The organism is Castellaniella defragrans (assembly GCF_014203015.1).
Taxonomy (GTDB): Bacteria; Pseudomonadota; Gammaproteobacteria; order Burkholderiales; family Burkholderiaceae_B; genus Castellaniella; species Castellaniella defragrans.
The window spans coordinates 14,978-41,740 of the sequence record NZ_JACHIB010000006.1; the positions used below are offsets into that span (position 1 = coordinate 14,978).

Sequence of the window (26,763 nt, forward strand, 5' to 3'; positions counted from 1 at the left end):
TCAATAGACAGGGAAAACGGGTCTCATGGACACTGGCTTCCCGTGAGGCAGACAAGCACCCATCACCAGAGACATTCAATATGGACTACGGTTTCGATTTCAGTTTTCTGGACGAGTTCTGGCCCAGCCTGCTCGACGGCCTGTGGGTCTCGATCAGGATGGCGGCCGTCTCGCTGTGCGGCGGCTTCGTCCTGGGAGTGCTGCTGGCGGTCGCCCGGGGCCACGGCAGCCGCCTGGTCCGCCACCTGGCCGGCGGCTTCGTCGACCTGACCCGCAACACGCCGCTCATCGTCCAGACCTTCTGGCTGTTCTTCGGCCTTTCCGCCCTCGATGTCCGCGTCCCGGCGTTCTACGCCGCCGTCGTGGCCCTGGCGATCAACACCTCGGGCTACACCTGTGAGATCGTGCGCGCCGGGATCGATTCGGTGCACGCCGGCCAGAAGGAAGCCGCCGCGTGCCTGGGCCTGAGCCCGCCGCAGATCCTGCGCTACGTCGTGCTGCCCCAGGCCATCGAGAAAATGTACCCGTCGCTCATCAGCCAGTTCGTGCTGATGATGCTGGCCACCTCGATCATGTCGGAAATCTCCGTCGAGGAGCTCACGGCCATCGGCTACCAGATCCAGAGCCAGACCTTCCGCGGCTTCGAGGCCTACCTGGTGATCGCCGCCATCTACCTGATCATGTCCTGGCTGCTGCGGGTGGTCATGACCTTCTGCTACAACGTCGCCTTCCCGAAGCAGCGCCACATGAGCGCGCAGTCCCGCGCCGCCGCGCGCCGGCAGCCGGGCCGCGGCAAGCCGGGCGGCACCGCCATGAACGGAGCGAAGCCATGATCCTGGGCGTCACCTACAGCCAGTGGCTGTTCATCCTGACGGGCGCGGGCTGGACCCTGGTCCTCTCGGTCCTGGGCTTTCTCGGCGGCACCGTGGTCGGCCTGCCCGTGGCCATCGGCCGCGCCTCGAAGAACCGCCTCTTCAGGCTGCCGACGGCCGCCTACGTCAAGCTGATCCAGGGCATTCCGCTGCCCGTGATCATGTTCATCGTCTACTTCGGCATCAGCATCGCCGGCTACGACCTGCCCGCGCTGGTGGCGGCCGGCATCGCCATGACGCTGTATTCCAGCGCCTTCCTGGGCGAGATCTGGCGCGGCTGCATCGAGGCCATCCCCCACACCCAGTGGGAGGCGTCCGACTGCCTCGGCCTGAACAAGGCGCAGACGCTGGCCCACGTGATCCTGCCCCAGGCCTTCCGCATCGCCATCCCGCCCACGGTGGGGTTCCTGGTCCAGATCGTGAAGAACACCTCGTACGCGGTGGTGATCGGGTTCTTCGATCTCACCTATTCGGCGCGCGTCATCAACAACTCGACCTTCAAGCCGTTCGTCGTCTTCACCGTCGCCGCGCTGATCTACTTCGCGCTGTGCTACCCGCTTTCCATCCTGTCGTACCGACTGGAACGCAAGCTCAAGCGGCATTCCAGATAATGGGGAACACCATGAATCCACGCGTCCGGTTCCAGAACGTCCGGAAATCCTATGGCGACACCGAAGTCCTGAAGGGCATTTCCTTCGACGTCTTCAAGGGCAACGTCGTCGCGCTCATCGGCCAGAGCGGCTCGGGCAAGAGCACGGCCCTGCGGTGCATCAACGGCCTGGAAGAGATCAACGGCGGCGAGCTGTACGTCTGCGACCGCGCGCTGCACGAGAAGGACTGCGACATCGCCGCGCTGCGGCTGCAGGTCGGCATCGTGTTCCAGAGCTACAACCTCTTTCCCCACCTGACGGTGGAGAAGAACATCACCCTGGCGCCGCGCAAGGTCCGCCGCATGGGCCACAAGGAAGCCCACGAGCTCGCCCTGCACGTGCTCGGCCAGGTCGGCCTGGCCGACAAGGCCAACGCCTACCCCGAGCAGCTCTCGGGCGGCCAGCAGCAGCGCGTGGCCATTGCCCGGTCGCTCGCCATGCAGCCGGAGCTGATGCTGTTCGACGAGGTGACCTCGGCCCTGGACCCGCAGATCACCGGCGAGGTCCTGAAGGTGATCGAGGGCCTGGCCCGCGACGGCATGACCATGGTGCTGGTGACCCACGAGATGGGCTTCGCCACGGCCGTGGCCGACCAGATCATCTACATGCGCGACGGCATCGTCTGGGAGGCCGGCGACGGCGGGCTGCTCAAGAACCCCAGGACCCCCGAATTGCAGCAATTCATCAGCAACGGCCTGTGAGCCGACCGCAGCACCACCACAACGACCGGAGAGACCTATGCAAACCCTCAAGCACTTTTCCCAAGCCGCCCTCTGCGTCCTGGCCCTGGCCTGCGCGGCCGGCGCCCAGGCCAACCAGCTGGAGGACATCCAGAAAAAGGGCGAGATCACCATCGGCGTGGACATCAGCGCGCCGCCCTACGGCATGGTGGACGAGAACGCCAAGCAGACCGGCTTCGACATCGACGCGGCCCGCCTGCTGGCCGAGTCCCTGGGCGTGAAGCTCGTCGTGGTGCCCGTCACGGGGCCGACCCGGGTGCAGTTCCTGCGCACCAAGAAGGTCGATGCGATCATGGCCTCGTTCTCGATCACCGAGGAGCGCAAGAAAGTGATCGACTTCTCCGACCCCTACGGCGTGGTCCCCGTCGTCGTCGGCGGCCCCGCGAGCGAGAAGATCGAGGGCCCGCGGGATCTGTCCGGCAAGGCCATCGCCGTGACGCGCGGCACGACCAGCGACAAGATCATCACCGACAGCACCAAGGACGTGCCCGACGTGACGATCGTGCGCTACCAGGACGACGCCACGACCAACACGGCCGTGATGACCGGCCAGCAGAAGTACATCGTGGCGGCCAGCAGCGTGCTGCCGGAAATCAAGAAGACCAGCCCGAACACCGACATCGCCTTCAAGTACACCGCCGTCAGCTTCCCGATGGGCGTCGGCATCCGCCAGAACGAGCCCGAGTTCAAGGCCCGCGTCAACGAATGGGTCGCGGCCAACCTGAAGAACGGCAAGTTGAACGGCATCTACCAGAAGTACTTCTTCGGCCAGTCCCTGCCCGAGGAAATGCTGAAGTAAGCGCCACCCCGGCCGCGGCCCCGGGACGACCGGGCCCGCGGCCCTTCACGAGATCCAGACCATGCCGAACAGCCCCCAGTTTCTGATCCTCAACCCCGCCGACGACGTCATGATCGCGCTGCGGGAACTGCCCAAGGACGCGCTCGTCAACAGCATCCGGCTGCTCGACGCCATCCCCTCCGGCCACAAGGCCGCCCTCAGGCCGGTGCGCCAGGGCGCGCCCGTGCGGCGCTACGGTCAGGTGATCGGCTTCGCCACGCGCGACATCGCCGCCGGCCAGCACGTGCACGTGCACAACCTGGCGATCGGGGAATTCGAGAAGGACTACCGCTATTCGGAAGACTACGCGCCGACGCGCTTCGTCGAGACGCCGGACACCTTCATGGGCATCGTGCGGCCCGACGGGCGCGTCGCCACGCGCAACTACATCGGCATCCTGACCTCGGTGAACTGTTCGGCCACCGTGGCGCGCGCCATCGCCGACCGGTTCCGCCGGGAGATCCGCCCCGAGGCGCTGGAGCCCTACCCCAACGTGGACGGCGTGGTCGCCCTGACGCACGGCTTCGGCTGCGCCATCGATGCCGCGGGCGAAGGCCTGAAAATCATGCAGCGCACGATCGCCGGCTACGTGCGGCACCCGAACTTCGCCGGCCTCCTGGTCATCGGCCTGGGCTGCGAGACCAACCAGATCTCGGCCATGATGAAGGCCCAGGCGCTGGAAGAAGGCCACAACCTCCAGACCTTCAACATCCAGGACGCGGGCGGCACGCCCAAAAGCATCGCCAAGGGCGTGGAGATCATCCAGGGCATGCTCGCGCAAGCCAACCGCGTCGAGCGCACTCCCGTCCCCGTCAGCCACCTGAAGATCGGCCTGCAGTGCGGCGGCTCGGACAGCTATTCGGGGATCACCGCGAACCCGGTGCTGGGCGCGGCCATGGACATCCTGGTGCGCAACGGCGGCACGGCGATCCTGTCGGAAACGCCGGAAATCTACGGCGCCGAGCACCTGCTGACCTGCCGCGCGGCCAGCCCCGCGATCGGCCGCAAGCTGGTGGACGTGATCGACTGGTGGAAGGACCTGTGCGAGCGCAACCACGCCTCGCTGGACAACAATCCCTCGGCGGGCAACAAGGCCGGCGGGCTGACGACGGTGCTGGAGAAATCCCTGGGCGGCGTGGCCAAGGGCGGCACCACCGGCATGATGGAGGTCTACCAGTACGCCGAGCCGGTCGAGGCCCGGGGGCTGGTGTTCATGAACACCCCCGGCTACGACCCGATGTCCGCCACCGGACAGGTGGCCGGCGGCGCCAACATGATCTGCTTCACGACCGGCCGCGGCTCGGCCTTCGGCTGCGCCCCCGCGCCTTCGCTGAAGCTGGCGACCAACACCGCCCTGTGGAACCGCCAGCAGGACGACATGGACTTCAACTGCGGCACGGTCGTCGACCAGGGCGCCGACATCCGGCAGCTGGGCCGCGAGTTCTACGACATGATGCTGCGCTGCGCCTCGGGCGAGCCCTCCAAGAGCGAGCTCTACGGCTACGGCCAGAACGAGTTCGTGCCCTGGCAGCCGAGCGTCATCACCTGATCCGATCCCTCTCTTTTCCTCTTTTTCCGCCGCCTGGAATTTCCCCGATGTCATCCGATCGTTACCAAAAGGCCCGCTACAAGGGCGTCTACCCCGTCGTCCCGACCATTTTCAAGGACGACGGATCGCTCGACCTGGAAGGCCAGCTCCGCTGCGTCGATTTCATGATCGACGCGGGCTCCGACGGGCTGAGCCTGCTGGCGAACTTCTCCGAGCAGTTCTCCCTGACGGACGAGGAGCGCCGCATCCTGACCGAGGCCATCCTGAAGCACGTGGCCGGCCGCGTCCCCGTCATCGTCACCACCTCGCACTACAGCACCGACCTCTGCATCCAGCGCAACCGGCACGCCGAGGCCTTCGGCGCGGCCATGGTGATGGTGCTGCCGCCCTACCACGGCGCCACCATCCGCTGCGACGAGGCGCGCGTGCACGAATACTTCTGCCGCCTGTCCGACGCCGCCGGCATCCCCATCATGGTCCAGGACGCCCCCATCAGCGGCACGCCGCTGTCGGCTCCGGCGCTGGCGCGGATGGCGCGCGAGATCGAGCACGTGCGCTATTTCAAGATCGAAAGCGCCGGGGTCGCCGGCAAGCTGCGCGCCCTGATCGAACTGGGCGGCGACGCCATCGAGGGCCCCTGGGACGGCGAGGAATCCATCACCCTGCTGCCCGACCTGGACGCGGGCGCCACCGGCGCCATGACGGGCGGCGGCTATCCGGACGGCATCAAGGCGATCTTCGACGCGCACGTCGCGGGCGACCGCGAACAGGCCGTCGCGCTCTACCAGCAGTGGCTGCCGCTCATCAACTACGAGAACCGGCAGACCGGCATCCAGACCAGCAAGATCCTGATGAAGGAAGGCGGCATCATCGGATCGGATCACGCGCGCCATCCCTTCCCCACCGCCATTCCCGCGATCCGCGCCGGCCTGCTGGACGCCGCCCGCCGGCTCGATCCGCTGGTGCTGCGCTGGGCGGCCTGAACGGCGCCCGCGCATCCTCTCCCCCGGGCCGGTCCTTTGCGCCACTGGGCCGTCCCGGTCGAAAGCGCCGCCGAAGCGCCCCCGCGAATGCCGTAGAATGTGCTGGCTCCAGCGGAGGAGGAAGACAGGGCGGCGCCCACGCGGCCGTTCCGGACACCATGCAGAGGACGGACCCCATGGAAAAGGCAGGGCTCAAGACGACAGCCGAGCGCCCGACGGCAAGCCAGACCCTGGTGCGCGGCCTCGACGTCATCGAGGCCGTCTCGGCCGACGGCGCCAGCGACATCACCACGATCGCGGCCCGCACCGGCATGACCTACAGCACGGCGCACCGCATCGTCTCGGCGCTGATCCAGCGCCAATACCTGAAGCGCGTGCCCGGCAAGGGCTACCGCCTGGGCAGCAAGCTGCTGGCGCTGGGCTTCCAGGCCTACAGCCAGGTGGACCTCACCCCCGTGGCGCATCCCTTTCTCGAACGCCTGGCGCGGCAGACCCACGACACCGTGCACCTGGCCTGCGAAGAACTGGGCAAGGTGTTCTACCTGGACAAGATCGCCAGCCGCCGCCCGGTGGAAATCAGCTCCCGCATCGGCGGCATGAAGCCGCTGATCTCCACCGGCGTGGGCAAGGCCCTGCTGCTGGACGGCTCCGTGCGCTCCTGGGGCGCGCTGTACGACGCCGATGCCCAAAGGCTGGGCCTGGCCATGCCGCGCGACCAGTGGCTGGACATGATGCAGGAATACGCCCGGCACGGCTACACCTACGACCTGGGCGAGGACGAGCCCGCGATCCGCTGCGTGGCCGCGCCCATCCGGGACGCCAGCCACAGGATCGTCGCGGCCCTCAGCGTGTCGAGCACCGCCGACTACATGCCGCCCGAGCGCATGCGCGAGCTGGTGCCGGTGGTGGTGGCGACCGCGCGCCAGATCAGCGCCGAACTGGGCAACTAGCCGGGCCGCCTCGGCCCCATCGGCAACCGCGCCGGCTCCCGTTTCAACCCCGAATTCATTCCTCTCCAGGCACCCCCATCCCTGTTCCTGTCCCATTCCTATCCACGAGGATTCTTTGTTCTCAATATGTGAGAGTCAATCTCATCTATTGAAAAAATCATCGGACTCTCCTAAAATTTCCGCACGGCCGCAGCCTGGCTGGACCGCCGTCATGGGCATGTGAGCGCGCCTCCCATGACCCTCATCTCGCACACGGATAATTGGAGTTCGCCATGACAAAGAAGCTACGGGCCGCCATCATCGGCCCCGGGAACATCGGCACCGACCTGCTGGCCAAGCTGATGCGCAGCGAATGGATCGAGCCGGTCTGGATGGTCGGCATCGACCCGCAGTCCGACGGCCTGAAGCGGGCGCGGGAACTGGGCCTGAAGACCAGCGACCAGGGCGTGGACGGCCTGCTGCCCCACGTGCTGGAGGACGACATCCGCTTCGCCTTCGACGCCACCAGCGCCTACGTGCACAAGGCCAATTCCGACAAGCTCACCGCGCTGGGCGTACGCATGATCGACCTGACCCCGGCGGCCATCGGCCCCTACTGCGTGCCGCCGGTCAACCTGGCCGAGCTGGTGGGCCAGGACCAGCAGAGCGTCAACAACGTCAACATGGTGACCTGCGGCGGGCAGGCCACCATCCCCATGGTGTACGCCATCTCGCGCGTGCAGCCGGTGGAATACGGCGAGATCGTGGCGACCGTGTCGTCCCGCTCCGCCGGCCCGGGCACGCGCAAGAACATCGACGAATTCACCCGCACCACGGCCGGCGCCGTGGAACGGGTGGGCGGCGCGAAGAAAGGCAAGGCCATCATCATCCTGAACCCGGCCGAGCCGCCGATGATCATGCGCGACACCGTGCACTGCCTGACGGAGACCGAGCCCGACCAGGCGGCCATCACCGAATCCATCCGGCAGATGCTGGAGCAGGTGCGCAAGTACGTCCCCGGCTACCGGCTGGTCAACGGGCCGGTCTTCGACGGCCGGCGCGTGTCGGTCTACCTGGAGATCGAAGGCCTGGGCGACTACCTGCCGAAGTATTCCGGCAACCTGGACATCATGACGGCCGCCGCCGCGCGCACCGCCGAGCTGATGGCCGAACACATGCTGCAAGGCGCCGCGCAGGCCGCCTCCACCGCCCTCTGAGGAGCAGAACCATGACCCAAGAACGCAAGAAGATCACGCTGCACGACATGACGCTGCGCGACGGCATGCATCCCAAGCAGCACCGCATCACGCTGGAGCAGATGCGCGCCGTGGCCGCCGGCCTGGACGCGGCCGGGATGCCGCTGATCGAAGTCACCCACGGCGACGGCCTGGGCGGCGCCTCCGTCAATTACGGCTTCCCCGCGCATGCGGACGAGGAATACCTGCAGACGGTGCTCTCCGTGGTGAAGCACTCGAAGGTCTCCGCCCTGCTGCTGCCCGGCATCGGCACCACCGACCACCTGCGCATGGCGCACGACCTGGGCGTGCACACCATCCGCGTCGCCACCCACTGCACCGAGGCCGACGTCTCCGAGCAGCACATCACCGAGGCCCGGCGCCTGGACATGGACACGGTGGGCTTCCTGATGATGAGCCACATGAACAGCCCCGAAGGCCTGGCCCGCCAGGCCAGGCTGATGGAAGGCTACGGCGCCAACTGCATCTACGTGACCGATTCCGCCGGCCACCTGCTGCCCGAGACCGTGCGCGCGCGCCTGCTGGCGGTGCGCGACGCCCTCAAGCCGGAGACCGAGCTGGGCTTCCACGGCCACCACAACCTCGCCATGGGCGTGGCCAACAGCATCGCCGCCATCGAGGCCGGCGCCACCCGCATCGACGCGGCCTGCGCGGGCCTGGGCGCGGGCGCCGGCAACACGCCGATGGAAGTGCTGGTCGCCGTGCTGGACCTGATGGGCATCGACACCGGCATCGACGTCTTCAAGATCCAGGACGTCGCCGAGGACCTGGTCGTGCCGATGATGGACTTCCCCATCCGCATCGACCGCGACGCCCTCACCCTGGGCTACGCCGGGGTCTACGGGTCCTTCCTGCTGTTCGCCAAGCGGGCCGAGCAGAAATACGGCGTGCCCGCGCGCGAGATCCTGGTCGAAATGGGCCGCCGCGGCATGGTGGGCGGCCAGGAGGACATGATCGAGGACACGGCGCTGTCCATGCTGGCCCGGCGCGAGAAGCAGGCCGTCACCGCCTGATTCCGTCGCCGCCCGGGCCCGTCGCCGCCCGGGCCGGCGCGGGCCGTCATCCGGCCCGGCCGCCGGGCTGGGCCGGCTGCCGCGCACCCGAACCCGGAGGGCCGTATCGCCCTGCTGGCGGCGGACCTGCACCAGCGTGAAGCCGGTCTTCACATGCCCGGCCGGCCCCGATGCCGGCCCCGTCCTCAGGCCGCCCGCCCGCGGACGCGCGCGCGCCGCAGCCGCTGCGCCTGCTTGAGCGCCCGGCCGCGCACGTAGCGGTGGTGCAGGCGGTCCAGGTACAGGTACACCACCGGCGTCGTGAAGAGCGTCAGCGCCTGCGACAGGATCAGGCCGCCCACCATCGTGTAGCCCAGCGGCTGGCGCAGCTCGGATCCGGCGCCGCTGCCCAGCATCAGCGGCAGGCCCGCCAGCAGGGCGCACATCGTCGTCATCATGATGGGCCGGAAGCGCAGCAGGCAGGCCTGGTAGATGGCCTCGCGCGGGGACAGGCCCTGCTGGCGCTCGGCCACCAGGGCGAAGTCGATCAGCATGATGCCGTTCTTCTTGACGATGCCGATCAGCAGCAGGATGCCGATGATGGCGATCACGCTGAGGTCGAAGCCGCTGCCCATCAGGATCAGCAGCGCCCCCACGCCCGCCGACGGCAGGGTGGACAGGATGGTCAGGGGGTGGATGTAGCTTTCGTACAGCAGGCCCAGCACGATGTACACGGCCACCAGGGCGGCGGCGATCAGGTAGGGCTGGCTCGCCAGGGATTCCTGGAAGACCTGGGCCGTGCCCTGGAAGGCCCCCTGGATCGACAGGGGCATGTTCATGGAGGCCTGGGCCGCGTGGATGGCGTCCACCGCCTGGCCCAGCGAATGGCCGGCGGCCAGGTTGAAGGAGATCGTCACCGCCGGGAACTGGCCCTGGTGGTTGATCGACAGGAAGCCCGGCTTCGAGGTGTCCAGCCGCGTCAGGCTGGACAGCGGCACCTGCTCGCCGGTCAGCGGCGACTTCACGTACAGGCGCGAGAACACGTCCGGGTCCGACTGCAGTTCCGGGGTGATCTCCAGGACGACCTGGTAGCTGTTGATCTGGGTGGAATACTGCGCCACCTGGCGCTGGCCCAGCGCGTTGTAGATGGTGCTGTCGATCATGGCCGGGGTGATGCCGAACATGGCCGCGCGGGCGCGGTCGATCGTCACCATCGCCGTGTTGGCGCCGTTCTGCTGGTCGGTGGCCAGGTCGGCGAGCTGCGGCAGGCCGCGCAGGCGGTCGAGCAGGCGCGGCGCCCAGGCGTTCAGTTCGTCCAGGCTGGCGCTGGTCAGGGTGTACTGGTACTGGGTGCGCGACAGGCGCCCGCCGACGTTGATGTCCTGGCCCGCCTGCATGAACAGGCGCACGCCGGGCACGTGCTCCAGCTGCGGGCGCAGCCGGCGGATGACGTCGTCGGCGCTGGCGCGCCGGCCCGCTTCGCGCGGCTTCAGGCTGATGAAGAAGCGCCCGGTGTTGAAGGTCGGCGCGTTGCTGCTCATGCCGAAGGCGGCGATGTCCGGATCCTGGCGCAGGACTTCGGCCAGGGCCATCATGCGCTGGTTCATGGCCTCGAACGAGCTGTCCTGCGACGATTCGGCCAGGCCGAAGATCGCGCCCGTGTCCTGCTGCGGGAAAAAGCCTTTCGGGATCACGATGAACAGCGCGGCGGACGCGGCCACCGTCGCCAGGAAGACGCACAGCGTGGCGAACTGGTGATCCAGCGCGTGGTCCAGCCCCCGGCGATAGACCGCCAGCATCCGGTCGAAGCCGCGCTCGAACGCCTGGTAGATCCGCCCGTGCGAGGCCTGCTGCGGATTGCGCAGGTAGCGCGAGCACAGCATGGGCGTCAGGCTGAGCGTCACCAGCACGGAGATCAGCACCGTCATGACGACGGTCACGGCGAATTCGCGGAACAGCCGCCCCACCATGCCGCCCATCAGCAGCAGGGGGATGAACACGGCCGCCAGCGACACCGAGATCGACACGATGGTGAAGCCGATCTCGCGCGCGCCCTTCAGGGCCGCCTCCATGGGCCGCATGCCTTCTTCCACGTGGCGCCAGATGTTCTCCAGCATGACCACGGCGTCGTCGATCACGAAGCCCACGGAAATCGTCAGCGCCATCAGGGACAGGTTGTCCAGGCTGTAGCCGGCCACGTACATCAGCGCGAAGGTGCCCATCAGCGCGAGCGGCACCGTGGCGCTGGCGATCAGCGTGCCCGCCACGTTGCGCAGGAACATGAAGATCACCATCACCACCAGCGCGATCGACAGCAGCAGCGTGAACTCGACCTCGTGGACCGATGCGCGGATGTTCTGGGTGCGGTCGATCAGGGTGCTGACCTGGATGCTGGCCGGCATGGACGCCATCAGGCGCGGCAGCTCCGCGCGCACGCGCTCGACCGTGTCGATGACGTTGGCGCCCGGCTGCTTGGTGATCCCCATCACCAGGGAGCGCCCGTCGCTGGCCACGTCGCCCGGCCCCGCCCCCTTGCCGGCGAAGGCCCAGGCGGCCTGCTTGGTGTCCTCCGGCCCCGGCACGGCGATGCCGATGTCGCGCACGCGCACCGGCGCGCCGTTGCGCCAGGCGACGATCACGTCGTTCCAGGGCGCGGCATCGAGCACCTGGTCGTTGGTGTAGATGGTGTAGCTCTGGCTGCTGCCGTCGATCGTGCCCTTGGGCTGGTTCACCGTGGTGGTGGCGATCACGCCGCGGATCGACTCCAGGTCCAGGCCCAGCGCGGCGATCTTCTGCGGATCGACCTGGATGCGGATGGCCGGCTTCTGCTGGCCGAAGATGTTCACCTGGCCGACGCCCTCGACCCGCGAGAGCTGCTGGGCGAGGATGTTGTCGGCGTAGTCGTTGACCTCGGTGACGGGCAGCACGTCGGACTGCACCGACAGGATCAGGATGGAGAAGTCCGCCGGATTGACCTTGCGGAAGGTGGGCGGGCTGGACAGGTTGGAAGGAAGCTGGCGCGAGGCCGCGTTGATGGCGCTCTGCACGTCCAGGGCGGCGCCGTCGATGTCGCGGTCGAGGGCGAACTGCAGCGTGATGCGCGAGGCGCCCAGCGCGTTCTCCGAGCTCATCTGCACCAGGCCGGGAATGGTGGAGAATTCCCGTTCCAGCGGCTGGGCCACGCTGGTGGCCATGGTCTCCGGATTGCCGCCGGGCAGCTTGGCGGTGACCTGGATGGTGGGGAAATCGACCTGCGGCAGCGGCGCCACCGGCAGCAACGGGAACACCGCCAGGCCCAGCAGGAACAGGGCCATCGCCAGCAGCGAGGTGCCGATGGGGCGCCGGATGAACGCCTCGGAGATGTTCACGACACGTCCCCGGGCGCGGCGGGCGCGGCGCTCCCGCCCGGTGCGGCTTTTCCGTCGGCCGCCGATTTCCGGCCAGGCGCGGCTTTGCCGTCCGCCGCGGCTTTCCCGCCGCCCGGCGCGGGCGCGGCCGCGGCGGCCGTTTCAGCCGCGGCCTCGGCGATCTTCAGGCCGGGGCGCAGCTTGTACTGGCCGTCGACCACGACGCGCTGGCCCGCCGACAGGCCTTCGGACACCACGGCCAGGCCGTCCTGCGCCACGGCCACCCGCACCGTCTGGACGCGCACCCGGCCGTCCGCCTCGATCACGTAGACGTACAGCCCCTGGGCGCCGCGCTGCACGGCGGACTCCGGCACCACCAGGGCGCCGGGCCGGTCGCCGAGGATCAGCCGCACGTCCACGGTCTGCCCCGGCCACAGGGCCTGGTCGGGGTTGTCCAGCCGGGCCTTCAGGCGCAGCGTGCCGCTGGCGGCGTCGATCTGGTTGTCCACCAGCACCAGCGTGCCCCGGCCCAGCCGCTCCGGCCGGCCCCGGCCGTAGACTTCGACGGCCAGGCCCGGGACGGGATGGGCGGCGGCCGATGCCTTGCCGCCCGCAGCACCCGCCGCCTTGCCGCCCGCCGCGGACGGCGATCCGGGCGCGCCGGCGCCGTCGGCCGGCGCCTGGGCGTGAACGGCGCGCGCCGCGCGGACGGCGGCCTGGACCTCGGCGAAGGCCGTGTCGGGCACGGTGAAGCTGACGGCGATCGGATCGATCTGGTTGATCAGCACCAGGCCGTCGGCGTCCGTCGCGCGCACCAGATTGCCCGGATCCACCCGGCGGGCCCCGGTGCGTCCGGTCAGCGGCGCCGTGATGCGGGTGTAGTCGAGCTGGACGCGCGCGGCCTGGACCTGGGCCTCGTCGGCCTGGATCGCCGCCTGCAGCACCGCCACCTGGGCGCGCTGGGTATCCAGGGTCTTGCGGTCGATGGCGCCGTGGCGCGCCAGTTCGACGTAGCGGGCGAGGTCCTCGCGGGCATTGTCCAGCTGCGCCTGGTCGCGCGTCCGCTGGGCCAGGGCCTGGGCCAGCTGGGCCTGCTGCACCCGGTCGTCGAGCCGCGCGATGAGCTGCCCTTCATGCACGACCTCGCCTTCGCGGAAGCCCACCGATTCCAGCTGGCCGTCGATGCGCGCGCGTACCGTCACGCTGGCCCAGGCCTGGACCGCGCCCAGCCCCTGGAGGCGGATGGGCATGTCGCGCACGGCCACGTCCGCCGTATGCACCAGGACCGGCGCCGCGGCGTTGCCGTTGGCCGCGGCGGCCATCGGAGCCGGACGGCCCGACCACCATCCCCATGCACCCAGGACCAGCAGCGCCGCCAGGCCCCACCACAGAAAAGAACGGCGCACGGAGGAAATCGCCATGAGAGCTCGAAACGGGATGATCGACAGGAAGGCCTCCGCCGCGTCGCGGCGCCGGCGGAGCGGGCGGCCACGCGGCCGCTTGTGGAGTATACGAGGAAGTGTCAATGCGCGCTGCCCCGGATGACGCGCGGCTGAACGCGGGATCCGGCGACCGCGCCGGGACGCCCGGCGGCCGGACGCATCAGCCGGACGCACAAAAGAAACGACCCCGGGACTTTCGTTCCGGGGTCGGGTGCCTGGCCGGGGTTTCCCCGGCCGGGCTCGGGCCTGGACCGGCCGCCGGCGAAATCCGCCGGCGCGGCCCGTGCCGATCAGTTGGCGGCGCGGCGCGAACGCGAACCGGCCTTGGCGGCCTTGCCGACGTCGGCGGCGGCCTTCAGGGTGGCGTTGGTCGCGGCGGCGAAGTTCGATTCCGCGGCGCTGGCGGCCTGGCGGGCGGCCTTGGTGGCGGATTCGTAGGCGTTGGTCGCGGTGGCCAGCGAGGACTTCAGCAGCGCCACGGCGCCTTCGGAGCCGGTGGGGGCGTTGCGGGCGAACTGCTCGACCACTTCGGACACCTGCTTCTGGCCCTGGTTCAGCTGGGCTTCGGCCAGCTTGCTCAGGTCGCCCTGGATGTCGGCCAGGATTTCGTAGACGTCCTTGCCGTAGGCCACGGCCTGCTCCGGACGGACCAGGGCGGAGGTGAAGGCCAGCAGTTCCTGGGCGTCCTTCAGTTCGACGGCTTCCTGGGATTTCTGGGCGACTTCTTCCAGGGCGGCCTTGGTGGCCTTCAGGTTCAGGTCGACCAGCTTCTCGAAGCCGCTGAAGAACGTGCCCTGGACGGCCAGCAGATTGTCGATGACGGCCTTTTGCGAGGCCAGCAGGGATTGTTGATTCGCGCTCATGATGACTCCTTGTCAATGGTAGAAGGTTTCCTCAGAGGCACAATGCCCGGCACCTTCTCGATCGCAGCGGTTTTGCTGCAACGCACAAATGAAATTTTAAAGGAATGGCGGGGGATGTCAATCGTTTTTGTTGCGTCGCAACAAAATAATTGCAGCGGGCTTGCCTGCAGGGGCTCGCCGGCCGCGGGCGCGGCGCGGAACCGCCGGCCTCGCCCCGTGCGGCGGCAGGCTCAGTGCTGCGCCTCGTAGCCCAGGGCCTCGGAGATGCGGGCGCTGGTGCTCATCAGCAGGGGGATCCAGTCGTCGCGCATGCGCTCGGCGGGGGCCGAGAGGGACAGCCCGGCCAGCAGCGCCCCGGTGTCGTCGTAGACGCCGGCCGCGATGCAGCGCACGCCCAGTTCGAGTTCCTCGTTGTCGCGCGAATAGCCGTGCCGGCGCACCAGCGCGAGTTCGCGTTCCAGCTGATCGACCTGGGTGATGCTATTGCGGGTGGTGCCGGCCAGGCCCGTGCGCATGGCGTAGCTGCGCACGCTGCGGGCGTCCCACATGGACAGGAACAGCTTGCCGGTGGAGGTCAGGTGCAGGGGCGCGCGGCCGCCGATGGCGCGCACCACCTGCATGCCGGAGCGTTCGCTCCAGGCGCGTTCGATGTAGACGATCTCGTCGCCCTGGACGAGCGAGAGGTTGACCGTCTGGCCGGTCTGGCGGTGCAGTTCGCGCATCGGGCCGATGGCCGCCGCGCGCACGTCCAGCCGGCCCTTGACCAGCGAACCGAGTTCCAGCAGGCGCATGCCCAGGCGGTACAGGCCGCTGTCCACGCGCTCGACGTAGCGGCCCACGGCCAGGTCGGCCAGGATGCGGTGCGCCGTGGAGGCGTGCAGGCCCGTGGCCGCCGACAGCTCCTTCAGCGTGATCGGATCGCGCTGGGAGGCCAGGACGTCCAGGATGCGCATGGCGCGGTCCAGGACCTGGATCGTCACCGAGCCATGATCGCCGGCCGCCGCGGCCAGCGCCGGGGCGGCGTGGGAAGAAGAAGCGGAAGGGGGGGAAAGACGTGCCATGGGTTCGCTTTGTTGCATCGCGCCATTTTTCCATACTATGAAAAAACGGTCCACATGGCAAGCCTTTTCTGCCTGCCGCGCCCCGCTCCGGCAGGCGCCGGCCGGCCGCGGAAGACCCCGGTCAGGCCGGCGGATCGAGCCTGCCGCCCAGCGACTGGACCTCGGCGCGCAGCCAGCCCAGGGCCTCGGCGGCGGCCTCGGGGGCGCCCTTGACCCCCAGCTCGATGTGCGGCGGGCCGCCCGAATCGCCGACGTTGGGCAGGCTGAAGGCGCGGATGCCCGCCCAGCGGCGTTCCAGCGATTCGAGCGCCGGGGTGATGCGCGATTCGGGCAGGCCGAACACCAGGAAGGAATGCTCGACCCGGGATTCGCGGTGGTGCCAGTGCGCGTAGCGCGTATCCAGCGTCCAGGCCATCATGGCGTGCGCCATCACGGGAAAGCCGGGCATGAAGCTGTGGTCGCGGATGAAGAAGCCGGGAATCTTGTTGTAGCTGTTCGGGATGATCTCAGAACCGGCGGGGAACACGCCCATCTGCAGCCGCTGCTGGTTTTCGGCGGTGCCCATGTCGGCGCTGCCCTGGCCCTTGGCGGCCATCTCGGCGCAGCGCTCGCCGATCAGGCGGGCGGCTTCGGGATGCAGTGCCAGCGGCACCCCCAGGGCGCGCGCGGCCGCCTGGCGGGTGCGGTCGTCGGGCGTGGCGCCGATGCCGCCGCAGCAGAAGACGAGGTCCGGCGTGGCGAAGCTGCGGCGCAGGCACTCGACGATGTCGTCCTCGTCGTCGGAGATGAATTCGGCGGCGTGCAGGCGCAGCCCGCGCTCCTGCAGCAGTTCGATCAGCCGGGCGAAATGCTTGTCCTGGCGGCGCCCGGAGAGGATCTCGTCGCCGATGGCGATCAGGCGGATGCGCGGCGGCGCCTGGGAAACCGCGCAGGCATCGGGCCCGCAGGCGGCCTGCGGGGCGGACAGGCCGGCCACGCCGGCGGCATCGGTATTCATCATGGGATTTCCTGGTCAGACGTCTATGACGGTTTCGGCTCGCAGGCGGCGGATGGCTTCCAGGCAGAAGTGCGCGTACACCAGTGCCGAGAACACCGGCATCACCAGCCAGAACAGCGGAATCAGGTTGACGACCGCCAGGCAGGCCGCGATCAGCCAGAGCTGGCGGTTGTGGCGGCGCCAGAGCAGCCGGCGCTCGGCCGCGCTGGCGTGCTCGATCATGGCGTCCACGCGCAGCATGCGGTTCAGCGCGAAGGCCCACCAGAACACCGGCAGCACCAGCGCCATGGGCGGGATCAGCCACAGGGGCATGGTGACCAGCCACCCCAGGCAGAACAGCAGCCCGACCCAGATCGCGTTCCAGACGCCCAGGGCCGTGGTGTTGCGGCCCTGGCGGTTCAGGCCGCGGTACTCGCGGTGCTCCAGGTGGCGCAGCACGATGGGCATGACGAACACGGCGGCGATCACCAGCCCCAGGATGCCGGCCATGGGCAGCAGCAGGCCCGCCGCCAGCAGCGGCACCAGCCACAGCTTGAGGGAAAACAGGCCGACGGCGACGAGCCAGCCGTCGATGGTGTTGAACAGGCCCCAGGAGGAGGCCTCCTGGTCCAGCCAGCCGGTCAGCGGCTGCCAGAAGAACCACAGCAGCACCACCGCGCCCAGGAAGGCGATCACGAAGGGCAGGAACAGGGCCGCGATCATGCGCGGATGCAGCTGGCTGGCGGCGGCGCGGCGGAAGGCCTGCCCGACCAGCGCCAGGCCGTGGGCGGTGCGGGGGTCGCGCAGGGTGAGGTCTTGATGCGTCATGGAGCGGGATGATCCTTGAGAACCCATACAATCATCTTATTCAAAGAAAGGGATTCCTGTCTGCATGAAATTGTTCGATCCGCACGCCGCCCCGCACGCCCTGCGCGAGCGGCTGGCCGCAGATTCGGGCCGCCGCGTGGCCTGCTACTGCGCCGCCTGGTGCCGCACCTGCGACGCCTGGCGCCCCCTGCTGGAGGCCCTGGCCGACGAATACCCCGGCTGGACCTTCCTGTGGGTGGACGTCGAGGACAGCCCCGACTGGCTGGGCGACGAGGACATCGAGAATTTTCCCACGATCCTGGTGCAGGACCGGGGCGGCACGCGCTACTGGGGCGCGGTGCAGCCGCGCGCCGAACACCTGCGGCGGCTGATCGACGGCGCGGCGGACCTGCCGGCGCTGGCCGCCGGCCCGGGCAGCCTGGACGCGCTGGCGCGGAATCAGGACCGGGGAAACCAGGACCAGGGGATCCAGGATCAAGGAAACCAGGAGCGGGGGAACCGGAACCGGGGCGCCTGAATCGCACGCCGCGCCGCGATCCGGCGGCATGCCGCGCGGATCAGCCGTGCTTGCCCCCGCCCAGCAGCACTCCCACGGGCCGGCGCGCCGGCACCACGGCGGGGCGCGATTCGGCTTCGGCGCGCGGCGCGGAAGCGGCGGCGGGCTCGTAGGGCCGGGAGAAGAAGTCGTCCAGCGGCGCCTCGGGCGCGCCGCGCCAGCCCGGCGCCCCGTGATGCCCGCCCACCGCGCGGCGGCGGGGGGCGGCGCGCGGCAGTTCGAGCTCGCCGCGCGGGATCTTGGTCTTGATGAGCTTTTCGATGTCCTGCAGGTAGCGTTCTTCCTCGGGGGCGAACAGCGCGATGGCCTCGCCCGAGGCGCCCGCGCGGCCGGTGCGGCCGATGCGGTGGACGTAGTCTTCCGCGTTGCGCGGCAGGTCGTAGTTGATGACGCAGGGCACGCCGGCCACGTCCAGGCCGCGCGCGGCCACGTCGGTGGCCACCAGGACTTCCAGGGTGCCGGCCTTGAAGGCGTCCAGCGCCTTCATGCGCTCGATCTGGGTCTTGTTGCCGTGGATGGATTCGGCGCGCACGCCGTCCTGTTCCAGCTGGCGGGCCAGGCGGCTGCAGCCGATCTTGGTGTTGGAGAACACGATGACCTGGTTGAGCTGGCGGGACTTCACCAGGTGCACCACGGCCCGGCGCTTGGCCTCGCCTTCCAGGGGATAGGCGATCTGGGTGACGGTGTCGGCCGTGGCGTTGGGGCGCGCGACCTCGACCTCGACCGGGGAGCGCAGGAAGGTGCGGCCGAGCTTGCGGATTTCCGGGCTGAAGGTGGCGGAGAACAGCAGGCCCTGGCGGCCCGGCGGCAGCAGCCGCATGATTCGGTCCAGGTCCGGCAGGAAGCCCATGTCCAGCATGCGGTCGGCCTCGTCCAGCACCAGGATGCCGACCTGGCCGAGATTGACGTTGCGCTGCTCGACGTGATCGAGCAGGCGCCCCGGCGTGGCGATCAGGATTTCGCAGCCCTGGCGCAGCAGGTCGCGCTGCGGGCGGATGTCCACCCCGCCGAACACCACCGCCGTGCGCAGGGGCACGAAGCGGCTGTACTGGGCGACGTTGGCGTGCACCTGGTCGGCCAGCTCGCGCGTGGGCGTGAGGATCAGGGCGCGCACGGGATGCCGCGCGGGCGAGGCGCTGTTGCTGGCGAAGGGCATCAGCCGGTGCAGGATCGGCAGGGAGAAGGCGGCGGTCTTGCCCGTGCCCGTCTGGGCGGCGCCCATGACGTCGCGCCCGGACATGGCGATGGGGATGGCCTTGGCCTGGATCGGGGTGGCGGACACGTAGCCGGTGGCCTCGATGGCCTGCATGATGCCGGGATGCAGGCCGAACTGGGCAAATGGAACGGGCGCTTGGGCGGTGGAGTCTTGGGGAGTGGAGTCGGTCATTCGTCGGATTGGGTGCGCAGGCACCCGGAAATCCGGCCCCACGCGTTCATGAACCCCTCATTTTAGCGTGCATCGCCGCGGGCCGGGCAATTGGTACAATGAATCCCTGACAAATTCCGGGAGACGGCAATGTCCATGGCTGATCGAGATGGGGTGATCTGGTACGACGGCAAGCTGGTGCCGTGGCGCGACGCGACCACGCACGTGCTGACGCATTCGCTGCACTACGGCCTGGCCGTCTTCGAGGGGGTCCGCGCCTACCGCACCGACCACGGCACCGCGATCTTCCGCCTGGAAGACCACACCAAGCGCCTGTTCAACTCGGCGCACATCTACCAGATGAAGATCCCCTTCTCGCGCGAGGCGATCTCCGAGGCCCAGATCGAGGTCGTGCGCCGCAACGAGCTGGAATCCTGCTACATCCGGCCGCTGGTGTTCTACGGTTCCGAAAAGATGGGCGTCTCGCCCCGCGGCGCCTCGGTGCACGTCGCCATCGCCGCCTGGGCCTGGGGCGCCTATCTGGGCGAAGACGCCCTCAAGCAGGGCATCCGCGTCAAGATCTCCTCCTACGCGCGCCAGCACGTCAACGTCACCATGCCGCGCGCCAAGATCGCCAGCACCTACGCCAACTCCATCCTCGCCAATGCCGAGGCGCTGGACCACGGCTACGACGAGGCCATCCTGCTGGACACCCAGGGCTTCGTGGCCGAAGGCTCCGGCGAAAACCTGTTCATCGTGCGCGACGGCGTGCTCTACGAGCCGGACATCGCCTGCGCCCTGACCGGCATCACGCGGGCCTCCGTCCACCAGATCGCCGCCGACCTGGGGCTGCGGGTGGAATCGCGCCGGCTCACCCGCGACGACCTGTACATCGCCGACGAGGCCTTCTTCACCGGCACGGCGGCCGAAGTCACCCCGATCCGCGAGATCGACGGCCGCCAGATCGGCGCCGGCGAACGCGGCCCCGTCACCGCCCAGATCCAGAAGGCCTTCTTCGACGCGGTATCCGGCAAGACGCCGAAATACCACCACTGGCTCTCCCGGGTCTGATCCCCCAATCCAAACCCCACCCCGGACGGCCCGCCCGTCCGGCCCTTTTCAGGAAACACCATGAGCAGCGTGCCCGAAACCGCCCGCAACCAGGACATCGTCGAAGTCGGCGCCGAAGACCTGCCGGTCTATTGCCCCGGCCCCAAGGCGCCCCTGTGGAGCCAGCATCCGCGCATCTACATCGAGGTCGTCAAGAGCAAGGTGGCCCGCTGCCAGTACTGCGGCACCCGCTACGCCCTGCGCGAAGGCGAAAAGGTGCACGGCCACCACTGATCCCGCCCATGTTCCCCACGCCGGAAGAAGCCGAATACGCCTTCTACGAGGCCATGCGCCAGGGCGACGCCGCCCTGATGATGCGCGTCTGGGGCGACGACGAGGACGTGGTCTGCATCCACCCCGGCGGCCTGCGGACCATCGGCCCGCGGGCCGTGCGGGAAGCCTGGGAACACATCTTCACCAACGGCCCGATCGCCGCCTTCCCGGCGCAGGTCAAGGCCATGACGGGCGTGATGAACGCCGTGCACGTGCTGATCGAGCAGATCATGGTGAACACCCCGCGCGGCAAGGACACCCTGAACTTCTACACCACCAACATCTACCAGAAGGGCCCGGAAGGCTGGCGGATGATCGTGCACCACGCCTCGGCCGCGCCCCGCGAGGCCGAGCTGTTCGACCGGCCGGACCCCTCCCGCACCCTCCATTGATCCGCCCATGAGCGTGCCGGGCCGTCCCCCACCGCGAATGCCTTCGTGCACGGCACGAAGGCGAAGTCCCATGAGCGTGCCGGGCCGCCCCAAACGCGAATGCCTTCGTGCACGGCACGAAGGCGAAGTCCTATGACCGCGCGCATCGACACCCGCCCGTGCCCCGTGCCGGCCTGGCTGCCCGGCGGCCACGTCCAGACCCTCTACGGGGCCTTCTGCGCCCAGCACCCCACCCTGCACTTCGTGCGCGAACGGGTGGACACGCCCGACGGCGACTTCATCGACCTGGACTGGTGCGGCCCGGGCCTGAACCCCAACCAGCGGCCCGGCGGCCAGGCCTCGCCGCACGAATCCGGCCTGGTCGGCACGGCGGCGCGGCGCTGGATCGAGGACGCCGACTGGGCCGCGCTGGCCGGCGGCCCCGCCCTGATCCTGTTCCATGGCCTCGAAGGCAGCAGCCTGAGTCCCTACATGCAGGTGATCGCCCACGATTTCCGCGCCGCCGGCTGGACCGTGGCGGCGGCGCACTTCCGCGGCTGCTCGGGCGTGCCCAACCGCATGGCGCGGGCCTACTACAGCGGCGATTCGGCCGAGATCGAGTTCATGCTCGGCCACGTCCGCGCCCGCCTGCCCGGCGCCGAATGGCACGCCGCCGGCATCTCGCTGGGGGGCAACGCCCTGCTGAAGCTGCTGGGCGAGGCGGGCACCGGCCCGCACGGCCTGCGGGCCGCCGCCGCGGTGTCCGTCCCGATGGACCTCCCCGCCTGCGGCCGGCGCCTGTCGGACACCGGCTGGGGACGGCACCTGTACACCCGCCATTTCCTGCGCAGCATCCGGCGCAAGATCTTCGACAAGGCCCAGGAATTCCCCGGCTCGGTGGACGTGTCGCGCACCCAGAGCATGCGCAGCCTGCGCGAGCTCGACGACCTGTACACCGCGCCCATGCACGGCTACCGCAACGCGCTGGACTACTGGACCCGCGCGGCCAGCCTGCCGCTGCTGCCGTCGATCCGCACGCCCACGCTGGTACTGAACGCCCGCAACGATCCCTTCGTGCCCGAGGCCTCGCTGCCGGGTTCGCGCGACGCGTCCGGCGACGTGCTGCTGCACCAGCCGGCGCTGGGCGGGCACGCGGGCTTCGTCACCGGCATGTTCCCGGGCCACCTGCGCTGGCTGCCGGCGCGGCTGCTGCGGTTTTTCGGCACCGGCGACTGAATCGGGCGGCCGCGCCGCGCGCGGCCGGCGAAAAAACCAGCCGGGTATCGGCCGGCCGGCATGGCCTCGCGGGAGGCCGATCAAGCCGACGGAGTTTCAGACCGCCGCGCTGACGATGATCTCCACCAGCAGGTCGGGGCGCGCCAGGCGCGCCTCGCAGGTCGCCCGCGTCGGGACGGCGCCGCCATCGATCCATTCGCCCCAGGCGGCGTTCATGCCCGCGAAATCCCGATCGATGTCGCGCAGCCAGATCTGGGCGGTCAGCAGGCGGGACTTGTCCGTGCCCGCCTGGGCCAGATAGGTGTCGATCTTGGCGAGCGCATCGAGGGTCTGGTGATAGACGTCGGCCTGCGCATTCGACGCCGTGACGCCCGCGACGTAGGCCACGTGATTGTGTATCACGATGCGGCTCAGGCGCTCGTTGCTGTCCATCCGCTGGATTTCCGTAGTCATGTGATGATTTCTCCTGTCGAAAAGAGGATGGAACCCGGGCGCCGTCAACGGAACCGGTCCACCGAAAAAGCCTCGATGGGCAGCCGGCTGGCGCCATCGCAAAGCAACTCGCTGACGATCCGTCCCACGATGGGGCCCAGCTCGAACCCATGCGCCGAAAAGCCGAAGGCATGGACGACGCCCTCCTCGCGGCCCCGGCCGATGACCGGGATGCCATCCGGCGTGAAGGCTTCCACGCCGCCCCAGGCGCGCGCGATCGGGACGGCGGCCAGATGCGGGAAAAGGCCGACGACGGTCCGCGCGCTGGGCCAGAGCGTCATCAGATCGACCTCGGCCGCGCGCCGCGCGGCATCGAGCCCGCAGCGCAGGCCGCCGCCGATGACCACGGTGCCATTCGCAAACTGCTTCAGCGACAGAGGCCGGCTCGAGCCGCCCAGCACGGGGTCCAGGAAATGCGCCGTTCTCTGGGTCACCATCAGCATGAGCCCATCCACCTGCACGGGCGCCGGGTCGCCCACCTGCCCGGCGATCCGGTGCGCCCAGGCGCCGGCCGCGTTCACCAGGGCCGGCGCGCTGAAGACGCGATCGCCCGCGCGGACGTGCCACTGGCCGCCCTGCCGCCAGACCCGCGACACCTCGGCGCCTTCCCGGATGCCGACGCCGGCGCGCAACGCCGCGGCATGAAAGGCCATGACGGCGCCATACGGCCAGGCATATCCATCCCCGGCCACCCAGATCCCGCCCTGCACGTGCTCCGCAATGCGGGGGACCCGCTCGCGCACCTCTTCGGGACCGATCAGAACCTCATGGGCGTACCCCAGCCGGCGCAACCGATCGACACGGACACGCGCCGCCGCCACGTCATCGGCCGTCTCCAGCACCTGCAGCTGGCCGCTCGGCACGAACCCGCAATCCGAACCCAGGTAATCTTCCGCGACGCGCCAGATCTCGTCGCGCGAAGCCAGCGCCAGGGGGATCTCGGCCGGCGCCCGCCCCAGGGTGCGCACGCCGCCCGCGTTGACGCCGGAGGCATGGCGCCCGCAGTAATCGCGCTCCAGGAGGTGGACCCGCAGGCCGCGCCGGGCCAGATGCAGCGCCGAGGACAGGCCATGCAGGCCGCCTCCGATGACGAGCGCATCGGCGCCGACCGCCCCGGTTGCGGGACTACTCATTGACCTCGGCCTCTTTCGCCAGCTGCGCCAGCGTGATCGGCTTGATCGGCGGGCGGATGCGATAGTAGCCGGCATCGGCGGGCGGCACCTGGCGCGTGCCCGCGATCAGTTCCGTCACCGTCAGGCCGCACTGGCGCCCCTGGCAGGGCCCCATTCCGCAGCGGCTGAACGACTTGACCTGGTTCGGTCCGACGCACCCCAGCCGCACGTCGTCCCGCAACCGCCCCGCCGTGACCTCTTCGCAGCGGCACACCATGACCTCGTCGGCGGGGATGCGGTTCTCGTCCTTCGGCCGGTACAGGCGATCGAGGAAGGGCCGTATGCGAAGGAACGAACGGCGCTCGCGCACCAGGGGCGCCGCCCGCGCATCGCGTTGCGCCGCGGTCAGGCGCCCCGCCGCGGCGGCGGCCCCCAGGCCCGTCAGGCGGCCCTGGATCTCCGCCGCCCGCGCCCCGGCAATGGCCGCGCCATCGCCGGCCACATAGATCCCGGGCACATCCAGCTCGCCCCAGCCGTCCACGACCGGACGCCAGCACAATTGCGCGTCATCCCACACGTGCCCGGCACGCAGCGACCACGTGATCTGCGTATTCGGCACGACCCCCTGGTGCAGGAGCACCAGGGAGGCGGGCAAGGTCCGCGTCCGGCCATCCGCCTGGAACCGGATGCGTTGCGCGCAGCCGTCCTCGCCCTGGATGGCCAGGCCGGTCACACCCTTGTAGTGCGGAACGCGATGCCGCTTGATGCCGGACAGCAGCTTCAACCCCTTGACCAGATCCGGCCAGCCCGCCAGGGCTCCGGACGCATGCCTCAAGGCCGCGCGCAAGTCGGCGGGCGCCGCCGTATCCAGAATGGCGCCGATCCGCACCCCCGCGCGCAGGTACTGCCAGGCCAGCAGATACAGCAACGGGCCGCAACCCGCCAGCACCGGCGCCTGCCCGGGCACGATCCCCGCGCTTTTCATGAGGATCTGCGCCGCGCCGGCGGTCATCACGCCCGACAGGGTCCAGCCGGGAATGGGAAAGGGACGCTCCATCGCGCCCGTAGCCAGCACGATCGCGCGCGCCTCCAGCGCCGCGACGCGCCCATCGCGCAGCGCATGCACGCGCCGCTCGCGCGTGACCTGCCACACGGCCGTGCGCGGCCAGTATTCGGCGCCCGAAACGGTGAATTCCCGCGCCAGATCCGATCCCCGGGCATAGTCCGGCCCCAGGATCCGGCGCCGGTCCTCGTCCGCCTGGGTGACGCGGCGATAAATCTGGCCGCCCGGCGTCTCCTGCTCGTCCAGCAGCAGCACCGACATCCCGTGCCGCCGGGCCTCGACGGCCGCCGCCATCCCGGCCGGTCCGGCCCCGATGACGATCAGGTCCACGGTACGATCCGGCGCGCGCAACGGCACGTGCCCCTGTTCCGCCAAGTCAGCCATGGAGGTTCTCCCCGCCGCGCATGAATTCCGCCAGATCGGGCGTCCGCAGGGTGGCGACCCGCATGCCGTCGCGCACCGTGACGAGACAGGCCTGCTGGTTCGGCTCGCCGTCGATCTCCACCAGGCACTCGAAACACACGCCCATCATGCAATAGGGCGCGCGCGGCATGCCGCTCACGGCGGAGGCGCGAAACCGGTCCACGCCCAGCAGCAGCAGCGCCGCCGCCACGGAAATCCCGGCGGGCACGCGCACCGCCATGCCATCCAGGTCCATCCCGATTTCCCGCTCGGCGCCGGTTTCTTTTTCCGGCAGCCTGCGAAACAAACTTTCAGTGCGCATCCAAAGGCTCCTCCATGAGCACGCCCGAGTGAAAACGATCTGCCCGGAACCCGTCGATGGCCCGCGGCCGCTCACCGCCGCCCAGCCAGGGCGCGATCGTAAATACATGCTGCGCCGCCAGCGTGACGCCGCTGTGGCAGCTGACGACGAAAGCGCCCGGCATGGACGCCGATTCCTGATAGATCGGAAAGCCGTCCGGGGTCATGACCCGCAGCGCCGCCCAGCTGCGCACCAGGCGCAGGCCGGCGAGGGATGGCAGGCAGCGGATGGCGCGACGCGCGATGCCGCCCAGCACCGGCGTGCTGACGCTGTCGTCATACCCCACGTCCTCCAGGGAATCGCCGATCTGTATCGTGCCCTCGTCCGTCTGACGTATGTAGTTGGTGGGATAGGCCAGCGCGGGCGGCAGGCGTTCGGTGATCAGCACCTCGCCCCGATTCGGCCCGATGGGCGCGTCCACGCCGACCAGGGGCGCCAGCGTGCGATTCGCCAGGCCCGCCGCCAGGACGACGCGGGCGGCCTGCCAGCGCTCGCCGCCGGCCCGCACCTCGAAATCCGCCCCCTTGCGCGCGATGGCCTCGACATGCCGCCCCGTCAGGATGGCGACACCACGATGCCTGCAGGCCGCATGCAGGGCGCCCAGCAGCTTGAGCGGATTGACGTGGCCGTCCATGAGCGAAAAGCTCACGCCCGGGACCTCGGGCCCCAGGCCGGGCATCAGCTCGCGCGCGGCCTGCAGGTCCAGCATCTCGAATTCGTAATCGGGACCGACCGCCTCGCGGATGCCCTGCAGGCGGCTGCGCCGCTCCGCCAGTTCGTCCTCGGAAAGGCAGATATGGAGTCCCCCGCGCTGCTGCAGCCGGACATCCACGCCGGTCTCCTCCAGCAGCGCCCGGGCGAGGCCGGGCCACAGGCGCGCCGACCCCCAGCTCCAGCGCGCGTACTCGGGCTTGCCCACGCCCTTGCCCTGCACCCAGACCAGGCCGAAATTCCCGCGCGAGGCCCGGTACGCCTGATCCCCGCCGTCCAGCAGCGTGACCCGCGCGCCCGTGCGCGCAAGCCCATAGGCCATGGCGCTGCCCAGCAGCCCCGCCCCGACAACAATCACATCACTCATTTTTCATCCAGCGTTGA

26 protein-coding genes are annotated in these 26,763 nt (G+C 69.5%); 14 read left to right on the plus strand and 12 right to left on the minus strand.

The window, feature by feature from the left end; genetic code table 11:
- Nucleotides 1-80: 80 nt before the first annotated feature.
- The 9 genes from HNR28_RS05995 to dmpG all read left to right on the plus strand — a co-directional run bounded on the left by HNR28_RS05995 (nucleotide 81) and on the right by dmpG (nucleotide 8,830).
- Complete coding sequence (locus HNR28_RS05995) at nucleotides 81-833, plus strand: amino acid ABC transporter permease (protein WP_084330701.1); 753 nt, start codon at nucleotides 81-83, stop codon at nucleotides 831-833.
- Nucleotides 830-1,483: an amino acid ABC transporter permease gene (locus HNR28_RS06000; RefSeq protein ID WP_043683996.1), complete on the plus strand. Its 654-nt coding sequence runs from the start codon at nucleotides 830-832 to the stop codon at nucleotides 1,481-1,483. Before HNR28_RS05995 ends, HNR28_RS06000 begins: the two co-directional genes overlap by 4 nt.
- A gap of 11 nt (nucleotides 1,484-1,494) precedes the next feature.
- A complete protein-coding gene (locus HNR28_RS06005; protein WP_043687401.1) occupies nucleotides 1,495-2,223 on the plus strand; it encodes an amino acid ABC transporter ATP-binding protein in 729 nt (242 codons plus the stop codon).
- Nucleotides 2,224-2,260: 37 nt separating this feature from the next.
- Complete coding sequence (locus HNR28_RS06010) at nucleotides 2,261-3,061, plus strand: transporter substrate-binding domain-containing protein (protein WP_151024916.1); 801 nt, start codon at nucleotides 2,261-2,263, stop codon at nucleotides 3,059-3,061.
- Between the two features lie 61 nt (nucleotides 3,062-3,122).
- Nucleotides 3,123-4,649 (plus strand): UxaA family hydrolase, encoded by a 1,527-nt coding sequence (locus HNR28_RS06015; protein WP_151024917.1) that lies wholly within the window; start codon nucleotides 3,123-3,125, stop codon nucleotides 4,647-4,649.
- Nucleotides 4,650-4,696: 47 nt separating this feature from the next.
- Nucleotides 4,697-5,632 (plus strand): dihydrodipicolinate synthase family protein, encoded by a 936-nt coding sequence (locus HNR28_RS06020; RefSeq protein WP_043684002.1) that lies wholly within the window; start codon nucleotides 4,697-4,699, stop codon nucleotides 5,630-5,632.
- Between the two features lie 176 nt (nucleotides 5,633-5,808).
- A complete protein-coding gene (locus HNR28_RS06025; RefSeq protein WP_043684003.1) occupies nucleotides 5,809-6,582 on the plus strand; it encodes an IclR family transcriptional regulator in 774 nt (257 codons plus the stop codon).
- Between the two features lie 272 nt (nucleotides 6,583-6,854).
- On the plus strand, nucleotides 6,855-7,778 hold the full coding sequence (locus HNR28_RS06030; protein WP_043684005.1) for an acetaldehyde dehydrogenase (acetylating): 924 nt from the start codon (nucleotides 6,855-6,857) through the stop codon (nucleotides 7,776-7,778).
- A gap of 11 nt (nucleotides 7,779-7,789) precedes the next feature.
- Nucleotides 7,790-8,830 (plus strand): 4-hydroxy-2-oxovalerate aldolase, encoded by a 1,041-nt coding sequence (gene dmpG, locus HNR28_RS06035; protein ID WP_151024918.1) that lies wholly within the window; start codon nucleotides 7,790-7,792, stop codon nucleotides 8,828-8,830.
- A 185-nt stretch (nucleotides 8,831-9,015) separates the two neighbouring features.
- Here the strand turns inward: dmpG and HNR28_RS06040 are convergent, their stop codons facing one another.
- The 6 genes from HNR28_RS06040 to HNR28_RS06065 all read right to left on the minus strand — a co-directional run bounded on the left by HNR28_RS06040 (nucleotide 9,016) and on the right by HNR28_RS06065 (nucleotide 17,326).
- Nucleotides 9,016-12,177 (minus strand): efflux RND transporter permease subunit, encoded by a 3,162-nt coding sequence (locus HNR28_RS06040; RefSeq protein WP_151024919.1) that lies wholly within the window; start codon nucleotides 12,175-12,177, stop codon nucleotides 9,016-9,018.
- The gene (locus tag HNR28_RS06045; RefSeq protein ID WP_184142590.1) at nucleotides 12,174-13,577 is read right to left on the minus strand and encodes an efflux RND transporter periplasmic adaptor subunit; all 1,404 of its coding nucleotides are present in this window, start codon (nucleotides 13,575-13,577) and stop codon (nucleotides 12,174-12,176) included. The genes HNR28_RS06040 and HNR28_RS06045 overlap by 4 nt, the downstream gene beginning before the upstream one ends.
- Nucleotides 13,578-13,888: 311 nt before the next feature.
- The gene (gene phaP, locus HNR28_RS06050; protein ID WP_043684012.1) at nucleotides 13,889-14,461 is read right to left on the minus strand and encodes a TIGR01841 family phasin; all 573 of its coding nucleotides are present in this window, start codon (nucleotides 14,459-14,461) and stop codon (nucleotides 13,889-13,891) included.
- 230 nt (nucleotides 14,462-14,691) lie between these two features.
- Nucleotides 14,692-15,414: an IclR family transcriptional regulator gene (locus HNR28_RS06055; RefSeq protein ID WP_409360371.1), complete on the minus strand. Its 723-nt coding sequence runs from the start codon at nucleotides 15,412-15,414 to the stop codon at nucleotides 14,692-14,694.
- 229 nt (nucleotides 15,415-15,643) lie between these two features.
- A complete protein-coding gene (locus HNR28_RS06060; protein WP_244978198.1) occupies nucleotides 15,644-16,522 on the minus strand; it encodes a competence/damage-inducible protein A in 879 nt (292 codons plus the stop codon).
- Between the two features lie 12 nt (nucleotides 16,523-16,534).
- Nucleotides 16,535-17,326 carry an EI24 domain-containing protein gene (locus HNR28_RS06065; protein ID WP_052355886.1) on the minus strand — a complete coding sequence of 264 codons (792 nt, stop codon included), beginning with the start codon at nucleotides 17,324-17,326 and terminating at the stop codon, nucleotides 16,535-16,537.
- Nucleotides 17,327-17,390: 64 nt separating this feature from the next.
- Here HNR28_RS06065 and HNR28_RS06070 point away from each other — a divergent pair, with 64 nt between their 5' ends.
- Nucleotides 17,391-17,843 carry a thioredoxin family protein gene (locus HNR28_RS06070; protein ID WP_151025507.1) on the plus strand — a complete coding sequence of 151 codons (453 nt, stop codon included), beginning with the start codon at nucleotides 17,391-17,393 and terminating at the stop codon, nucleotides 17,841-17,843.
- 40 nt (nucleotides 17,844-17,883) lie between these two features.
- Here HNR28_RS06070 and HNR28_RS06075 read toward each other — a convergent pair whose 3' ends face one another.
- Nucleotides 17,884-19,269: a DEAD/DEAH box helicase gene (locus HNR28_RS06075; RefSeq protein ID WP_184142593.1), complete on the minus strand. Its 1,386-nt coding sequence runs from the start codon at nucleotides 19,267-19,269 to the stop codon at nucleotides 17,884-17,886.
- 129 nt (nucleotides 19,270-19,398) lie between these two features.
- On the opposite strand from HNR28_RS06075, the gene HNR28_RS06080 reads away from it, so the two are divergent.
- The 4 genes from HNR28_RS06080 to HNR28_RS06095 all read left to right on the plus strand — a co-directional run bounded on the left by HNR28_RS06080 (nucleotide 19,399) and on the right by HNR28_RS06095 (nucleotide 22,238).
- Nucleotides 19,399-20,319 carry a branched-chain amino acid transaminase gene (locus tag HNR28_RS06080; RefSeq protein WP_043684016.1) on the plus strand — a complete coding sequence of 307 codons (921 nt, stop codon included), beginning with the start codon at nucleotides 19,399-19,401 and terminating at the stop codon, nucleotides 20,317-20,319.
- A gap of 60 nt (nucleotides 20,320-20,379) precedes the next feature.
- The gene (locus HNR28_RS06085; RefSeq protein WP_043684018.1) at nucleotides 20,380-20,592 is read left to right on the plus strand and encodes a zinc-finger domain-containing protein; all 213 of its coding nucleotides are present in this window, start codon (nucleotides 20,380-20,382) and stop codon (nucleotides 20,590-20,592) included.
- Between the two features lie 8 nt (nucleotides 20,593-20,600).
- Nucleotides 20,601-21,023 (plus strand): YybH family protein, encoded by a 423-nt coding sequence (locus HNR28_RS06090; protein WP_043684020.1) that lies wholly within the window; start codon nucleotides 20,601-20,603, stop codon nucleotides 21,021-21,023.
- Between the two features lie 132 nt (nucleotides 21,024-21,155).
- Nucleotides 21,156-22,238, plus strand: a complete 1,083-nt coding sequence (locus tag HNR28_RS06095) for a YheT family hydrolase (RefSeq protein ID WP_043684022.1) — start codon at nucleotides 21,156-21,158, stop codon at nucleotides 22,236-22,238.
- A 96-nt stretch (nucleotides 22,239-22,334) separates the two neighbouring features.
- On the opposite strand, the gene HNR28_RS06100 is transcribed toward HNR28_RS06095, so the two are convergent.
- From HNR28_RS06100 to HNR28_RS06120, 5 genes are read right to left on the minus strand one after another with little or no spacing between them, the layout of a single operon-like run.
- Entirely contained in the window at nucleotides 22,335-22,691 is a 357-nt protein-coding gene (locus HNR28_RS06100) for a RidA family protein (protein ID WP_043684024.1), read from the minus strand.
- 44 nt (nucleotides 22,692-22,735) lie between these two features.
- A complete protein-coding gene (locus tag HNR28_RS06105) occupies nucleotides 22,736-23,863 on the minus strand; it encodes an NAD(P)/FAD-dependent oxidoreductase (RefSeq protein ID WP_151025090.1) in 1,128 nt (375 codons plus the stop codon).
- Nucleotides 23,856-25,289 carry an FAD/NAD(P)-dependent oxidoreductase gene (locus HNR28_RS06110; RefSeq protein ID WP_151025089.1) on the minus strand — a complete coding sequence of 478 codons (1,434 nt, stop codon included), beginning with the start codon at nucleotides 25,287-25,289 and terminating at the stop codon, nucleotides 23,856-23,858. Before HNR28_RS06110 ends, HNR28_RS06105 begins: the two co-directional genes overlap by 8 nt.
- The gene (locus tag HNR28_RS06115) at nucleotides 25,282-25,629 is read right to left on the minus strand and encodes a (2Fe-2S)-binding protein (RefSeq protein WP_043687415.1); all 348 of its coding nucleotides are present in this window, start codon (nucleotides 25,627-25,629) and stop codon (nucleotides 25,282-25,284) included. Before HNR28_RS06115 ends, HNR28_RS06110 begins: the two co-directional genes overlap by 8 nt.
- Nucleotides 25,619-26,746, minus strand: a complete 1,128-nt coding sequence (locus tag HNR28_RS06120; protein WP_151025088.1) for an NAD(P)/FAD-dependent oxidoreductase — start codon at nucleotides 26,744-26,746, stop codon at nucleotides 25,619-25,621. Before HNR28_RS06120 ends, HNR28_RS06115 begins: the two co-directional genes overlap by 11 nt.
- Between the last annotated feature and the right edge of the window lie 17 nt (nucleotides 26,747-26,763).

Excerpts from the sequence above, each read along its gene's own strand:
- phaP (WP_043684012.1), bottom strand. The coding sequence starts at position 14,461 with ATGAGCGCGAATCAACAATCCCTGCTGGCCTCGCAAAAGGCCGTCATC.
- HNR28_RS06025 (WP_043684003.1), top strand. The coding sequence starts at position 5,809 with ATGGAAAAGGCAGGGCTCAAGACGACAGCCGAGCGCCCGACGGCAAGC.
- HNR28_RS06030 (WP_043684005.1), top strand. The coding sequence starts at position 6,855 with ATGACAAAGAAGCTACGGGCCGCCATCATCGGCCCCGGGAACATCGGC.
- HNR28_RS06090 (WP_043684020.1), top strand. The coding sequence starts at position 20,601 with ATGTTCCCCACGCCGGAAGAAGCCGAATACGCCTTCTACGAGGCCATG.
- HNR28_RS06020 (WP_043684002.1), top strand. The coding sequence starts at position 4,697 with ATGTCATCCGATCGTTACCAAAAGGCCCGCTACAAGGGCGTCTACCCC.
- HNR28_RS06060 (WP_244978198.1), bottom strand. The coding sequence starts at position 16,522 with ATGATGAATACCGATGCCGCCGGCGTGGCCGGCCTGTCCGCCCCGCAG.
- HNR28_RS06055 (WP_409360371.1), bottom strand. The coding sequence starts at position 15,414 with ATGCGCATCCTGGACGTCCTGGCCTCCCAGCGCGATCCGATCACGCTG.
- HNR28_RS06015 (WP_151024917.1), top strand. The coding sequence starts at position 3,123 with ATGCCGAACAGCCCCCAGTTTCTGATCCTCAACCCCGCCGACGACGTC.
- HNR28_RS06085 (WP_043684018.1), top strand. The coding sequence starts at position 20,380 with ATGAGCAGCGTGCCCGAAACCGCCCGCAACCAGGACATCGTCGAAGTC.
- HNR28_RS06100 (WP_043684024.1), bottom strand. The coding sequence starts at position 22,691 with ATGACTACGGAAATCCAGCGGATGGACAGCAACGAGCGCCTGAGCCGC.
- HNR28_RS06010 (WP_151024916.1), top strand. The coding sequence starts at position 2,261 with ATGCAAACCCTCAAGCACTTTTCCCAAGCCGCCCTCTGCGTCCTGGCC.
- HNR28_RS06095 (WP_043684022.1), top strand. The coding sequence starts at position 21,156 with ATGACCGCGCGCATCGACACCCGCCCGTGCCCCGTGCCGGCCTGGCTG.
- HNR28_RS06045 (WP_184142590.1), bottom strand. The coding sequence starts at position 13,577 with ATGGCGATTTCCTCCGTGCGCCGTTCTTTTCTGTGGTGGGGCCTGGCG.
- HNR28_RS06080 (WP_043684016.1), top strand. The coding sequence starts at position 19,399 with ATGTCCATGGCTGATCGAGATGGGGTGATCTGGTACGACGGCAAGCTG.
- HNR28_RS06075 (WP_184142593.1), bottom strand. The coding sequence starts at position 19,269 with ATGACCGACTCCACTCCCCAAGACTCCACCGCCCAAGCGCCCGTTCCA.
- HNR28_RS06105 (WP_151025090.1), bottom strand. The coding sequence starts at position 23,863 with ATGAGTAGTCCCGCAACCGGGGCGGTCGGCGCCGATGCGCTCGTCATC.
- HNR28_RS06070 (WP_151025507.1), top strand. The coding sequence starts at position 17,391 with ATGAAATTGTTCGATCCGCACGCCGCCCCGCACGCCCTGCGCGAGCGG.
- HNR28_RS06000 (WP_043683996.1), top strand. The coding sequence starts at position 830 with ATGATCCTGGGCGTCACCTACAGCCAGTGGCTGTTCATCCTGACGGGC.
- HNR28_RS06115 (WP_043687415.1), bottom strand. The coding sequence starts at position 25,629 with ATGCGCACTGAAAGTTTGTTTCGCAGGCTGCCGGAAAAAGAAACCGGC.
- dmpG (WP_151024918.1), top strand. The coding sequence starts at position 7,790 with ATGACCCAAGAACGCAAGAAGATCACGCTGCACGACATGACGCTGCGC.
- HNR28_RS05995 (WP_084330701.1), top strand. The coding sequence starts at position 81 with ATGGACTACGGTTTCGATTTCAGTTTTCTGGACGAGTTCTGGCCCAGC.
- HNR28_RS06065 (WP_052355886.1), bottom strand. The coding sequence starts at position 17,326 with ATGACGCATCAAGACCTCACCCTGCGCGACCCCCGCACCGCCCACGGC.
- HNR28_RS06005 (WP_043687401.1), top strand. The coding sequence starts at position 1,495 with ATGAATCCACGCGTCCGGTTCCAGAACGTCCGGAAATCCTATGGCGAC.
- HNR28_RS06110 (WP_151025089.1), bottom strand. The coding sequence starts at position 25,289 with ATGGCTGACTTGGCGGAACAGGGGCACGTGCCGTTGCGCGCGCCGGAT.
- HNR28_RS06120 (WP_151025088.1), bottom strand. The coding sequence starts at position 26,746 with ATGAGTGATGTGATTGTTGTCGGGGCGGGGCTGCTGGGCAGCGCCATG.